The organism is Brachybacterium paraconglomeratum (genome assembly GCF_039541415.1).
Taxonomy (GTDB): domain Bacteria; phylum Actinomycetota; class Actinomycetes; order Actinomycetales; family Dermabacteraceae; genus Brachybacterium; species Brachybacterium paraconglomeratum_A.
In genome coordinates, this window is record NZ_BAABGE010000009.1 from 127,756 (window position 1) to 141,208 (window position 13,453).

The following is a 13,453-nucleotide window of genomic DNA, read 5'->3' on the forward strand; positions in this document are numbered from 1 at the left end:
GCGAGGCACCGGAGGGATCAGAGCAGGTGGGCCGGGCCGGAGAGCTCGGCGGCCTCCTCAGCGGCGCCGCGGCGCTCGGCGCGCTTGCCGTCCAGCTCCTGCTGGTGGTCCTGTGTCGAGGACTGGGCGCTCATGGTGGCAGCGGCCGGGGTCAGCTCGGCGAACTGACCGCCGGCCTCGCCACGGACCCGGTTGTCAGAGCCGGTGGGCGCCGGGGCGTTGCCCGAGCCGGCCAGGTCGCCGCGGATGATGTTGTCGGAGACGTCCACTCCGTCGGTGCTGTCCCAGATGGTGAGGTCGCCGCCGAGGTAGTTGGCGTCCTCGCAGTCGATGAGAGCGCCGCCGGTGCCGATCTGCACGCCGGCGTTGCCGGTGTAGGTCGCGACGCCGTCGACCTCGCTGCCGCACAGCGCGGTGCCTTCGACAGCGCTGGTGACGGTGAGATCGCGGGAGACAGTCGAGTCGATGATGTCCGTGTACCGGGAGTTCTCACTGGTCAGGTGCCCGCCGACGGTCACCGTCTGCAGATGTACGAGCCCCTGGGCCACGGTGACGCGGCCATCGATCGCGGTGTCATAGGAGTAGAGGAAGGGCTCCGCATCCTCGCCCGCCCGGCCCACGTAGCTGCCACCCACGGCGGAGGCATCGAGGTAGACGCCGTACCCGCCCTGGGAGACGACGTTCCCGCCGATCGTGGCGCCGGTGGCGTCGAAGTAGGCGTCGCCCTGGACCACCACGCGCTCGGTGACCGAGGTATCGGTGACCAAGAGATCGCCGCCTGCCTGGACGCGGACTTCGCCCTCGATGGTCACGTCGGTCAGGACGCAGGAGGTGTCCTCGGCGACGACGAGGTCGCCGGGGACGGTCACCCCCGAGGCGTCTCCGTCGCAGTAGGTGGTCAGGGCAGCGCTCGCGCTGCCGGCGCCGAGCGCGAGGCCGGCGGAGGCGAGGGCCAGGGTGGACAGGGCAACTGCGGATCGGGAGATGGTGCGCACGTTGAGCTCTTTGTGCCGCCGCGCCCGGCTCTGGACGTCGGCGAGGGTCGTGGATGGGACCTTCCGGCACGACCGTAGCGACTCACGGGGACGGGGGCAATCGATTGCTGGGATCTCTGCCGTCGACCTTCGACGAGCGGACCGACCTCCCGCCGCTCACAGCGGTAGACGCAGGTACGTGGTCTCGAGGAACTCGGCGAGGCCCTCGTGGGAGCCCTCACGGCCCAGCCCGGATTCCTTGACCCCGCCGAAGGGTGCCGACGGATCCGAGGCGACCCCGAGGTTCACCGCGACCATCCCCGATTCGAGCCGGCCGGCCACCGCGGTGATCTCGCGCAGATCCTCCCCGATGACGTAGGCCATCAGCCCGAACTCGGTGTCATTCGCTGCGGCGATCATCTCTTCGACATCATCGAGCACGGTCAGCGGGGCCAGCGGGCCGAAGATCTCCTCGCGATGGACCCGCGCCTCGCGCGGGACGTCCGCGAGCACGGTCGCCGGATAGAAGAAGCCCGGCCCCTCACCCCGGGTGCCCCCGGTGAGCACCCGCGCCCCGCGGTCGACCGCGTCGGCGGTGAGCTCCTCGATCTTCGCGATCCCGGCCTCGTCGATCAGTGGGCCCAGGGTGGTGCCCGGCGCCGCCCCCGGGCCGAGGACCAGCTGCTCCGTGCGCTCGACCAGCTTCTCGGTGAACTCCTCGGCCACCGAGGAGTGGACGTAGAAGCGGTTCGCGGCGGTGCAGGCCTCACCGTTGTTGCGGAACTTCGCGAGCATCGCCGCCTCCACCGCGGTGTCGACATCTGCCGAGGGCAGCACCAGAAACGGGGCGTTGCCGCCGAGCTCCATGGAGGTCTTCAGCACGTGCTCGGCGGACTGCGCGATCAGGGTGCGGCCCACCCCGGTGGAGCCCGTGAAGGACACCTTCCGCAGCCGAGGGTCAGCCATCAGCGCGGAGGACAGGCCCTTCGAATCGCTGGTCACCACGCAGTTCACGACCCCCGAGGGCACGCCCGCCTCAGCGAGGATTGCCATCAGCGCGAGCGAGGTCAGCGGCGTCTTCTGTGCAGGCTTGAGCACCACGGTGCAGCCTGCCGCGAGCGCCGGAGCGATCTTCCGGGTGCCCATCGACAGCGGGAAGTTCCACGGGGTGATCAGCAGCGTGGGGCCCACGGGCCGGGCGACCGTCACGATCGCGTGGTCCGCGGCGGGGGCGTGACGGAAGCGGCCGGGCAGGCGCACCGCCTCCTCGCTGAACCAGCGCAGGAACTCCGCGCCGTAGGTGACCTCGCCATAGGCCTCCGCGAGCGGCTTGCCCATCTCGAGGGTCATCAGCGCCGCCAGATCGTCTGCCCGCTCATGGCACAGCTCGTAGGCGCGGCGCAGGATCTCCGAGCGTTCCCGCGGGGTGGTCGCGGCCCAGTCCTCCTGGGCGGCGTGCGCGGCATCGAGCGCCTGCATTCCGATCGTCGCGGAATCCGCATCGACGACCTGCGTGAGGGCCCGTCCGGTCGCCGGGTCGATCACCTCGAGGGAGGGGGTGCCGCCGAGGAAGCCACCGCCCACGAACGAGCTGCGCGGTGTGCGCTCGAGCAGCTCGGTGATGCGGGCGGGGGTGAGAGCGGGCTGTTCGGTCATGGGGTGCTCCTCCTGTGGTCGACGAGGTTCGCTCCCAGTCTGCACCCGTTCACGAGGAACGGGCAGGCACCGGTCAGCGGCCAGCAGCTCGTCCCGGCGCGGTGCGCGGGGGCGGCTCGGGCGTCAGCCGCGAGCAGCACCCAGGGCATCCACGGCGCGGATCAGGCCCAGATGGCTGAAGGCCTGGGGGAAGTTCCCCGCCATGCGCCGAGCCCCGGTGTCGTACTCCTCGGCCAGCAGGTGCAGGTCGTTCCCGCAGGCGAGCAGCGTCTCGAGCAGGGCCTCGGCGTCGGCCGTGCGGCCGGAGGCGGCGTACTGCTCGACCAGCCAGAAGCAGCACACCAGGAACGGGTGCTCATCGCCGGGCAGGCCGTCCTGGCCCTGGGTGCGGTAGCGCAGGATCAGCCCGTTCTCGACGTGGAGGTCCTGCTCGATCCGCGCGACGGTGGCGAGCATGCGGGGATCATCCGCCGGCAGGAATCCGGTGTGCGGGATCTGCAGCAGGGAGGCGTCGACCTCGGTGGAGCCGTAGGTCTGGGTGAACGCGCCGTCGGGGCCGACGCCGCGGGTCAGCACCTCCTCGCGCACCTGCTCCCGCAGCCGCTCCCAGAGCGCCAGCTCCTCGGCGCTCGCCGGCAGCCCATGGCTGCGCACGGCATCGATCGCCCGGTCGAACACCGCCCAGACCATCACCCGACCGTGGGTGAAGAAGGCCGGCTCTCCGCGCATCTCCCAGATGCCCTGATCGGGCTCCTCCAACCGGTCGATGGTGAAGCGCACCAGTGCCTTCTGCAGCGGCCAGGACCACTGCGTCTCCTCGACGCCGGCATCCCGCATCATCGCCAGGGCGATCATCACCTCGCCCACCACATCGGCCTGGAACTGACCGGCCGCGCCGTTGCCGATCCGCACCGGCACGGAGTCCTCGTAGCCGGGCAGGTGCGTCAGCTCCTGCTCGAGCAGGTTCCGATCCCCGGTGATCGAGTACATGATCTGCAGCCGCTCGGGATCTCCGGCGATCGCCCGCAGCAGCCATTCCCGCCACCCGGCGGCGGCGTCCACGTGCCCATGGGTCAGCAGCGCCTCGAGCGAGAGCGCTGCATCGCGCAACCAGCAGAAGCGGTAGTCCCAGTTGCGCACCCCACCGAAGTCCTCCGGCAGGCTGGTGGTGGCCGCGGCGACGATCCCGCCGGTGCGGCGATGAGTCAGAGCCTTCAGCACCAGCAGAGAACGGGCCACCGGCTGCGCATGCTCCTCATCGACCCGCACCTGTCCCAGCCAGCCTGTCCACTCCGCGATGGTGCGCTCGAGCTCTCTGCGGGTGCCCCGCACCGGGGGCACCTCGAGCCAGGAAGGGAACCAGGTGAGGACCCATGCGGTCTCCTCCCCGGCGGCCAGACGGTGGCGTCCCTGATGCGAGCGGTTCTCTCCGGCGGTCAGCGCAGGACCGTGCAGCGCGATCCCGTCACCGCCCGCGATCGCGATCAGCACCTTCTCACCGGCAGTGTCCACGCCCCGGCGCACCCAGGGCGTGGCCAGCCCGTATTCGAAGCGGATCTTCAGCTCCTGGACCACCTCGACCTCGCCGCCGGTGCAGCGCACCATGCGGACCAGATCGGCGTGGTTTTCGGTATCACCGCTCAGGGACCCCGCGGAGCCGGAGGCCTCGCCCGCGTCATCAAGTTCGTCGTCGCGCTCCGGGTCTCCCTGGTCGCCGCTCTGGCCGCTGTCCTGGTCGGCCTCTCCACTGCCCGGCATCCCAGCGGCGGGGCTCGCGGCCTCGGGGGTGGAGGCGTCGCCACCGGCGATCGGCATGAACTCGGTGACGGTCGCGGTCCCGGTGGGGGAGCGCCACTGGGTCTCCAGCACCATCGTGCCGGGGAGGTAGCGACGGGAGAGGACCTCGCCGTCGGCGATCCGCAGCGACCAGTGCCCGTGCTCCTCCGTTCCCAGCAGCGAGCAGAAGACAGCATCGGAATCGAAACGTGGCAGGCACAGCCAGTCGATGTCCCCCTCGCGCGTCACGAGCGCGGTGGCGCGCTGGTCCGAGAGCAGGGCGTGGTCTTCGATGAGGGGTGCAGCCATGGCGCCAGTCCACCACGGGACAGGCGGTGCGGGGAGGTCTACGGTGGATTCATGACTTCTGCGCCGCGCTCCGACAGTCCACTCTCCTTCGACGTCCTGGTGGTCGGCTGGGGCAAGGGTGGCAAGACCCTCGCCGCCGCGCTCGGGGCCGCGGGCCGACGGGTCGCGATGATCGAGCAGTTCGAGGACATGCACGGCGGCACCTGCATCAACATCGGCTGCGTGCCCACCAAGACCCTGATCCACGATGCCGAGCAGCGCCGGGAGGACGAGGACCCGCAGCAGTTCTGGGGCCGCGCCGTCTCCCGCCGCGACACCGTGGTGGGAAAGATGCGCGAGGTCAACCATGCGATGCTCGCCGATCTCGATGCCCTCACCCTGATCGACGGCCGGGCCCGCTTCACCGGTGAGCGCACGCTCGAGGTCACCGGCGGGGAGGACACGCTCACGGTGACCGCGCCGGTCATCATCGTGAACACCGGTGCCACCCCGGTGCGCCCGGACCTGCCCGGTCTCGACTCTGCACGCGTGCATGACTCGACCTCGCTGCAGCACGTGGAGCCTTTCCCCGCCCGCCTCGTGATCATCGGCGCCGGACCGATCGGACTCGAGTTCGCCTCGATGTTCGCGGGCTACGGGGCCGAGGTGACAGTGCTGAACCGTCGCGAGCGGCTGCTGCCCGGAGAGGACGCGGACGTCGCCGGCGAGGTCGCCGCCGTGCTCGAGGGAGACGGGATCACCGTGCTGAACTCCGCCTCGGCGCAGGCGATCGAGGATGGCCCGTCCGGCGCCACCGTGGTGGCCGACGGCGGGGGACACGAGCAGCGGTTCGAGGCCGACGCGGTGCTGCTCGCGACCGGCCGACGCCCCGCCACCGATGGGCTGGGGCTCGAGGCCGCGGGGATAGAGACCGACCAGCGCGGCGCGATCAACGTCGACGAGCACCTGCGCACCAGCGCCGAGGGCGTGTTCGCGATCGGGGACGTGCACGGCGGTGAGCAGCAGACCTACCTGTCCCTCGACGACTTCCGCGTGGTGCTCTCCCAGCTGACCGGCGAGGGGAACCGCAGCACCTCCTGGAACAGCACTTCCGGGAGCAGTGCGCCCTGGAACAGCACCTCCGGGAGCAGCGCGTCCGGCCGCACCACCACCGACCGCATCGCGGTGCCGACCACCACTTTTCTCACCCCGCCGCTCGCGGCCGTCGGCCTCACCGAGACCGAGGCTCTCGCCGAGGGGCGGAAGATCCTGGTGGCGAGCCAGCAGGTCGCGACCATCAAGGCGATGCCGCGCCCGAAGGCGGTGGCCGATCCACGAGGCCTGGTCAAGATCGTGGTCGACGCGGAGACCGATCAGATCCTCGGCGCGCGACTGTTCCACGTCGACGCCCAGGAGGTCATCAACCTTCTCGCGCTCGCGATGCGCACCGGCACCACCGCGACCCAGCTCAAGAACGGGATCTGGACCCACCCATCCTCGACCGAGGCGCTCAACGAGACGCTCGGGAAGCTGGCACCGCTGCTGGGCTGAGCGCAGCCAGGACTGCTCAGACCAGCTCGGAGAGCACCTCCGGCAGCATTCGGCCCTCGTAGTCGAACATCGCCTGATTCTCCCAGGCGTTACCCGAGGCCGGGTCGTGAAGATCCCAGCCAGCACCGTCAACGGCTGTCCATGCCGGTTCCCAGTAGACGGCGCCACGCCCGCGTCCCCCTGCGGCGGAGATGGTCACATCCTGCACCGCGCGGAAGAAGGCTGCCTGCCCCGTCGGGGTCGCCGGATACCCCGCAGGAAGGTCGGTCTCTGCGGTGACGATGTTCGGATACGGCACGCGCGAGTCATCCTCGAGGGTGAAGGGATAGGCGACTTCCACGACGACCACGTCCCGCGCGTAACGCTCGGAGAGCGTGGCCACGGCTTCCTGCAGGTCCCCGAGAGTGCCGTGCCAGTAGGGGTAATAGGACAGCCCGATGAGGTCGAAGGGCACCCCGCGGGACGCGGCCTCATCGAACCACCAGGTCAGGCCGTCGATGCCATCGTGGATGTTGGTCAGATGGAGCATTACCTCGGCGTGGGGGAACACCTCGGTCACCGCGCGGCTGCCCGCAGTGAGGAAGTGTGCGAGGTTCTCCCACTGGGTGCCTGCTACGCCATCGGACTCGTCCACGTCCCAGGTCTGGCCGAGCGGCCAGAGCATCCCCGGATTGATCTCGTTGCCGACCTGCACCATGGCGACCTCGACTCCTGCTTCCCGCAGCATTGTGAGCGTCGTGCGGGTGTGCTCGGAGACGGCTGCCGCGAGGCCATCGGCGTCGAGGCCAGACCAGGCCGCGGGCACGTGCTGTGCGCCGGGGTCGGTCCATTCATCCGAATAGTGGAAGTCGACGAGCACCGCCATTCCGGCATCGCGGATCCGGCACGCCATCGCCACCGTGTGTTCGGGCGTGCAGTAGCCGTCGGCCGGGTCGACCCATACGCGCAGGCGCCCCAGGGTTGCGCCGTGCTCGGCGAACACCTCGACGGGGTCCACCGAAGCGGAGCCATCAGCCGTGAAGTACATGGCCCCGTGCTCTTCGTTCTTCGGTATGCCCGAGAGGTCGACACCGCGCACGGTGCGTGCGGCGGTGCCGAGTTCGAGCTCGAGATCGTCGAACTGTGCCCAGGCACCGTTGCGGCCCGTGACGGACAGGGTCACTTCGAGCACTCCCCGCGCGTCCGCGTCGGAGAGGGCGAGGTCGAGCCAGGCACCGCCGGCCCCTGTGACGGGGACACGCACCGTGTGCGCACGCCCACGGGAGCGAAGCTGGACAGTGGCAGCGGTACCATCGCCACCGGCACGGACCCGAGCCCGCAGCATGCGCTCGCCGCCGCGGCCGACGACGACCTTCTGGGTGACCGCGACAGAATCGCCCGCGGCGGGCTCGAGGTGGAGTACATCCGGACGGCCGCCCACGGCCACGACGCGAGCGGCCGCAGGGTCACCCTGGACGGGCCAGCGCGCGAGCCCGTCCCCGAAGCCGGGGTTGACGAGCTCTCCGCGGGCCGGCGCCGCCTGCGCGGGTGCACCGAGGGCGAGGCCGCCCGTCGCACCGACGGCGAGGCCGGTCAAGCCTCGGCGTGAGATCAGCGGGCGGGCCGGAGGGGTCTCATGGGTGGACATCATCGTGCTCCCTGTCGTCGGAACTGCGGTGGGACCGCCGTCAGTCGGCGGCGGCCGTGGAGGCCGAGGGGATGCGCGCGGTGGCGACGCCTCCGGCCGGGATCGTGAGTCGGTGGCCCCCTGCGGGGACGGTCACGACCTGTGCCATGTGGTTGACGGCGATCAGGTGGCGGGTGCCGTCCTCGCCCGTGCGCTCGAGCAGCTCGACGTCCTCGGGGAGATCCCGTGGAGCGAGGCCGGCGGCGGCGTACGGCTCGCTGAACAGGGCAGAGAGGTCCTCCACGTCCAGATCGGAGGCCACGTACCAGGCGGTGCCGGCGCCGTAGGAGTGCCGGGTCGCGGCGATGCCGTTGGGGAGTGGACCATCTGCGTAGCTGCCGATCTCCTCGGCGCCGCGCAGCTGCAGGTCCTCGCACCACAGACGCGAGCGCAGGGGACGGCCGCCGAGCACCAGACGCGCCTCCTGGCCCTCGCGCAGGGGACAGAACTCGTGCACCTCGACGCCGAGCACCGGGGCGAGCGCAGCGTTCAACCCGCCCTCTCGCACCCCGTCCTCCGCGTCGACGATGCCGGAGAACGGTCCGACCACGAGGTTCCCGCCGTCGCGCACATAGGCGTCGAGGTTCGCTGCCGCGGCATCGGTGAGCAGGTACGACGCTGGGGCGAGCACCAGGCGGTACCCGCTCAGGTCATCCTCCGGGTGGGCGAAGTCGGCTGTGAGATGGTCGCGCCAGAGCCGCTCGTACCAGGCCTGGATCTGAGCGCGATGGCTCAGATCGTCCGCCGGCCGCCACGGGAGGTCCTGCGCCCAGTGGGACTCCCAGTCCCAGAGGATCGCGACGTCGGCCTCCACGCGTGCCCCGCGCAGGTCGGCGAGTCCGTCCAGCGTGGCGCCGAGGTCGCTGACCTCGCCCCAGATCCGCGAACCCGTGCCGGCATGCGGGACCATCGCCGAGTGGAACTTCTCGGCGCCCTTGCGGGAGGCGCGCCACTGGAAGAACATCACCGCATCCGCCCCTCGACCCACATGGACGAGCGAGTTGCGGGCCATCTCCCCGGGCTGCTTGGCGATATTGCGGCCCTGCCAGTTCACTCCCGAGGTCGAGTGCTCCATGAGCATCCAGGGGCGCCCCCGGGCGATCGAGCGGGTGAGGTCCGCGTCGAGGGCGAGCTCGACGAAGTTCCGCTCATCGGCGGCGATCAGGTAGTGGTCGTTGGACACCACATCGACCTCGTCGGCCCACTCCCACAGATCGATGTTCGGGCAGGTGTGTGCCATGAAGTTCGTGGTCACCGGAATATGGGGCGTGAGCTCGCGCAGCACGTCGCGCTCGGCGCGGAAGCAGTCCAGGATCTGCGCGGAGCTGAAGCGCCGCCAGTCCAGCTCGAGCGAGGGATTCTGCACCGAGGGGGTGGGCAGCGGGGCGTGGATCTCCTCGGGGACGCCGAACACCTGACCCCAGAAGGCGGTCCCCCACGCGGCGTTGACAGCCTCGAGCGAGCCATGGCGCTGCAGCACCCAGTGCCGGAACGCCTCCTGCGCGAAGCTCGAGAAGCTCTCCCCGACGGGAGCGCCGTACTCGTTGTGCACGTGCCAGAGCGCGAGGGCGGGATGGTCGCCGTAGCGCTCGGCCAGAGCACGGGTGATCCCGGTGGCCGCCACTCGATAGGCCGGCGCTGACGGGCAGGCCATGCCCCGTGAGCCGGGGCCCAGAGCCCGACCTTCGCGATCGACCACCCGTGCCTCGGGATGGGTCCGGAAGAACCAGGCCGGAGGGGCAGCGGTGGGTGTGCCGAGGTCGATCCGGATCCCGGCTTCGTGCAGCAGCGCGAAGATCTCGTCGAGCAATTCCCAGTGGAACTCTCCCTGGCGCGGCTCGATGCTCGCCCACGAGAACATCCCGATGCTCACCAGGTTCACCCCGGCCTCCTGCATCAGGCGCACATCCTCGACCCAGGTCTCCCGGGTCCACTGCTCGGGGTTGTAATCACCGCCGTAGGCGAGACCGTCCAGGCCCAGCGGCCACGAAGGGCGGGCCTGCGGGTGTGCGCCGACGGGGGAGCCTGAGACGCCCTCAGAGCTTGCGGACTGGAATCGATGACGGGTCATGGTGCAGGACTTTTGCACGTAACTGCCCGGCGTTGCAACTCCCCGGCTAGCTATTGACTGTAAACGATCACAGTTCTACGATGCCGACCAGCGACGCTCACTCCGAGCGGCCCGCTCATCGCAAGGAGGCGAGCATGACCCGTGCCGATCACCCCTGGCCGTCCCGGCATCCCTCGCGCCGACGGCTCCTGAAGACTGTCGGCGCTCTCGGCGCGGCCGGGCTGGGAGCAGCAGGCCTCGCCGGCTGCGGCCCCGACGCGGATTCCTGCCCCGTGGAACTGACCTTCTGGAGCTGGGCACCGGGCATCGAGGACGTGGTCGCACTCTGGAACCAGCAGAACCCCGACGTACAGGTCCTCGTCAGCAGGCAGGATGCGGGAGATGCAGCGGTGACCAAGCTGCTCACCGCGGTGCGTGCCGGCAACGGCGCCCCCGACCTGGTGCAGGCCGAGTATCAGACCATCACCTCGCTGGTCGCCGCCGATGCGATCGCGGACATCTCCGCAGAGCTGGACCCGCAGACCCCCGATCACTTCTCCGAAGGGATCTGGTCCGCCATCGGGGTCGGCGACGGAGCGGTCTATGCCATACCTCAGGACACCGGCCCGCTGCAGCTGTACTACCGCGAAGACATCTTCGACGAGCTCGGGCTGGCCGCTCCGACCACCTGGGAGGAGTACGCCGAAGCGGCGAGAGCGGTGCACGAGGCCGACCCCTCGATGTATCTGGGCACCTTCTCCTCCACCGATCCTGGCCTGTTCGTGGGGCTGGCCCAGCAGGCCGGGGCGTCCTGGTGGGGCATCGAGGGAGAGAGCTGGAAGGTTCAGATCGACGCAGAACCCACCCGCCGGGTCGCCGAGTACTGGGGCGGGCTGGTCGAGGAGGGCGTCATCTCCGCAGAGCCGATGTACACGCCGCAGTGGAATGCCGCGCTGAACGCCGGCACCCAGATCGGCTGGGTCTCCGCGGCCTGGGCGCCCGGGGTGCTCGAGGGCAATGCGGGCTCCACCGCCGGGAAGTGGCGGATGGCCACGATCCCCCAGTGGAACGCGGGAGAGAACGACACGGGGAACTGGGGCGGCTCGACCACTGCGGTCGTCGTCGGCGGTGAGCACCAGACCGCAGCGGTCCGCTTCGCAGAATGGATGAATACCTCGCCCGAGGGCGTGCTCGCCCTGGCTCAGCTCAGCGGGATCTTCCCGGCAGATCTGCCGAACGCGGAGGCATCGCTCGCCGAACCGCCTGCCTTCTTCCCCGAACAGCCCGACTTCTACGAGCTCTCGACCCAGAACGCCGAAGGTGTGCAGCCCTTCGTCTTCGGCCCCAACGTCAACGTCGCCTATTCGATCTTCAACGATGCCTTCGCCAAGGCCACCCAGGCTGGAACTGTCGCGGCCTTCGGCGAAGCGGTCGCCGCCGTGCATACGGGAACGGTCGCCGACCTCGAGAACCAGGGGTACCACCTCGCATGAGCACCACCGTCTCGTCCCTGCGCCGACGCACCGACCGCTTCGGCTATCTCTTCGTCGCGCCCGCTGCGCTCTGCTTCATCGCGTTCCTCGCCATCCCGATCCTGTACGCGCTCTACGTCAGCTTCCGCCGGGAGCAGGTCGTCGGCCTCGGGCTCGGTGAGGGCGGCCGCACCGAGGTGTGGGCCGGCCTGCGCAACTATGCCGATGTTCTCGCGGACAGCGAGTTCCTGGCCAGTGCCGGCCGGGTGCTCGTCTATGGCCTTGTGCTGGTGCCGGTCATGCTCGGTCTTGCCCTGCTCTTCGCGCTGCTGCTGGACTCGAAGTCGGCCCGGATGCGCCGCATCGCGCGGATAGCGATCTTCCTGCCGTATGCCGTGCCGGCGGTGATCTCCTCCCTGCTGTGGGGCTTCCTCTATCTGCCCGGCACCAGCCCGTTCCACTACCTGGCCGAGGCCGTCGGCGGGAGCCTGCCTGACGTCCTCTCCCCGGAGCTCGTGCTGCTAGCGATCGCGAACATCGGAATCTGGGGCGGCACCGGATTCAACATGGTCGTCCTCTACACCTCGCTGCGGTCCGTCCCCGGCGAGCTGTACGAAGCGGCAACGCTGGACGGCTGCTCCGAGCTGCAGACCGCGCTACGGGTCAAGGTCCCGATGATCCTGCCCTCGCTGATCATGACCTGTGTCTTCTCGATCATCGCGACCCTGCAGGTGTTCGCTGAGCCGATGCTGCTGCGGCCGCTGACGAACTCGATCTCCACGACCTGGTCGCCCCTGATGCGGATCTACCGCGACGCCTTCGTCGAGAACGACATCTACACCGCGTCGGCCGGCTCCGTGCTGGTGGCGCTCGCGACCTTCGTCATCTCCTTCGGCTTCCTGCGCCTGGTGCGCGGTCAGGCCTTTGCCCAGGAAGCACGGTGAGCACCGTCATGACCACCTCCACCACGACCTCAGCCCCTCCCACCCGCCCGGCAACCCAGCCCTCGGAGGGCTCCAGCAGCGGCTCCCGCTCCTCCCGCAGAGGCGCCGGAGCGGAGAGCCCATCCATCCTCGCCACCGGCGTTCTGGTGCTCGGTGCCCTCTACTGCCTGATCCCCATCGTCTGGGTGCTGTTCGCGGCGTCCAAGAGCGCGGACGAGCTGTTCTCCACCTTCACCTTCGCCCCCTCCACGCATCTGTTTCAGAACCTGCAGGATCTGTTCGCCTATCGCGACGGGCTGTTCCTGCGCTGGGCCGGGAACACCGCGCTGTACGCGATCGGCGGCGCGCTGGTCTCGACGCTGGTCTCCGCAGCGGCCGGGTACGGGCTGGCAATGTTCGACTTCCGCGGCAAGAAGCTCTTCTTCAACCTCATCCTCGCCGGGGTGCTGGTACCCGCCGTGATCCTCGCGGTCCCCCAGTACCTGCTGTTCGCCCAGGCGGGGCTCGCGAACACCTACTGGGCGGTGTTCCTGCCCAGCATCCTGAACCCGTACGGGATCTACCTCGCCCGCATCTATGCCGGTGCCTCGATCCCACGGGAGATGATCGAGGCCGCCCGCACCGACGGAGCAGGCGAGCTGCGGATCTTCACCCGCTTCGCGGTGCCGATGATGATGCCGGGCCTGGTCACGGTGTTCCTATTCCAGTTCGTCGGGATCTGGAACAACTACATGCTTCCCTACATCATGCTCGGCGACGATTCGCTGTTCCCCATCACCGTGGGTCTGTCGACCCTCATGAATCAGGGAGCCTCGCAGCCTGCGATGTACACCACCGTGATCACCGGCGCGCTGGTCTCGATCCTGCCGCTGATCGCCCTGTTCCTGCTGCTGCAGCGCTACTGGCAGTCCGATCTCACCGGCGGTGCCGTCAAGGGATGAGCCGGACCGGCCCCGCGGTGCACGGAGCCGGCCCGATGCGCTCGCGGTTCTCGCGGTTCTCGTAGTTCCTGCGGCGCGCGGGCCCGCACCAGTCGGCGATACTGGCCTGCAGATCCCCGCGCCGCTGGCGGAGAC

The 13,453-nt window shown here is 69.7% G+C and carries 9 protein-coding genes; 4 read left to right on the forward strand and 5 right to left on the reverse strand.

The annotated features are described in order from the left end of the window. Window positions 1-17: 17 nt before the first annotated feature. The 3 genes from ABD893_RS14310 to ABD893_RS14320 all read right to left on the reverse strand — a co-directional run bounded on the left by ABD893_RS14310 (window position 18) and on the right by ABD893_RS14320 (window position 4,715). The gene (locus ABD893_RS14310; RefSeq protein ID WP_345081666.1) at window positions 18-995 is read right to left on the reverse strand and encodes a hypothetical protein; all 978 of its coding nucleotides are present in this window, start codon (window positions 993-995) and stop codon (window positions 18-20) included. A gap of 156 nt (window positions 996-1,151) precedes the next feature. Beyond that, on the reverse strand, window positions 1,152-2,630 hold the full coding sequence (locus tag ABD893_RS14315; RefSeq protein WP_345081668.1) for an NAD-dependent succinate-semialdehyde dehydrogenase: 1,479 nt from the start codon (window positions 2,628-2,630) through the stop codon (window positions 1,152-1,154). Window positions 2,631-2,753: 123 nt separating this feature from the next. Next, window positions 2,754-4,715 carry a glycoside hydrolase family 15 protein gene (locus ABD893_RS14320; RefSeq protein ID WP_425548383.1) on the reverse strand — a complete coding sequence of 654 codons (1,962 nt, stop codon included), beginning with the start codon at window positions 4,713-4,715 and terminating at the stop codon, window positions 2,754-2,756. 51 nt (window positions 4,716-4,766) lie between these two features. On the opposite strand from ABD893_RS14320, the gene ABD893_RS14325 reads away from it, so the two are divergent. After that, complete coding sequence (locus tag ABD893_RS14325; protein ID WP_425548384.1) at window positions 4,767-6,245, forward strand: dihydrolipoyl dehydrogenase family protein; 1,479 nt, start codon at window positions 4,767-4,769, stop codon at window positions 6,243-6,245. A gap of 16 nt (window positions 6,246-6,261) precedes the next feature. On the opposite strand, the gene ABD893_RS14330 is transcribed toward ABD893_RS14325, so the two are convergent. Continuing rightward, window positions 6,262-7,875, reverse strand: a complete 1,614-nt coding sequence (locus ABD893_RS14330; protein ID WP_345081674.1) for a glycoside hydrolase family 53 protein — start codon at window positions 7,873-7,875, stop codon at window positions 6,262-6,264. A gap of 37 nt (window positions 7,876-7,912) precedes the next feature. Then, window positions 7,913-9,982 (reverse strand): beta-galactosidase, encoded by a 2,070-nt coding sequence (locus ABD893_RS14335; protein ID WP_345081677.1) that lies wholly within the window; start codon window positions 9,980-9,982, stop codon window positions 7,913-7,915. Window positions 9,983-10,116: 134 nt separating this feature from the next. Here ABD893_RS14335 and ABD893_RS14340 point away from each other — a divergent pair, with 134 nt between their 5' ends. The 3 genes from ABD893_RS14340 to ABD893_RS14350 are packed head-to-tail and all read left to right on the forward strand — an operon-like array spanning window position 10,117 to window position 13,318. Continuing rightward, window positions 10,117-11,454, forward strand: coding sequence for an ABC transporter substrate-binding protein (locus ABD893_RS14340; protein WP_345081680.1), 1,338 nt, complete (start codon window positions 10,117-10,119; stop codon window positions 11,452-11,454). After that, complete coding sequence (locus tag ABD893_RS14345) at window positions 11,451-12,377, forward strand: carbohydrate ABC transporter permease (RefSeq protein WP_345081683.1); 927 nt, start codon at window positions 11,451-11,453, stop codon at window positions 12,375-12,377. Before ABD893_RS14340 ends, ABD893_RS14345 begins: the two co-directional genes overlap by 4 nt. Further along, window positions 12,374-13,318 (forward strand): carbohydrate ABC transporter permease, encoded by a 945-nt coding sequence (locus ABD893_RS14350; protein WP_345081687.1) that lies wholly within the window; start codon window positions 12,374-12,376, stop codon window positions 13,316-13,318. The genes ABD893_RS14345 and ABD893_RS14350 overlap by 4 nt, the downstream gene beginning before the upstream one ends. Window positions 13,319-13,453: the final 135 nt, after the last annotated feature.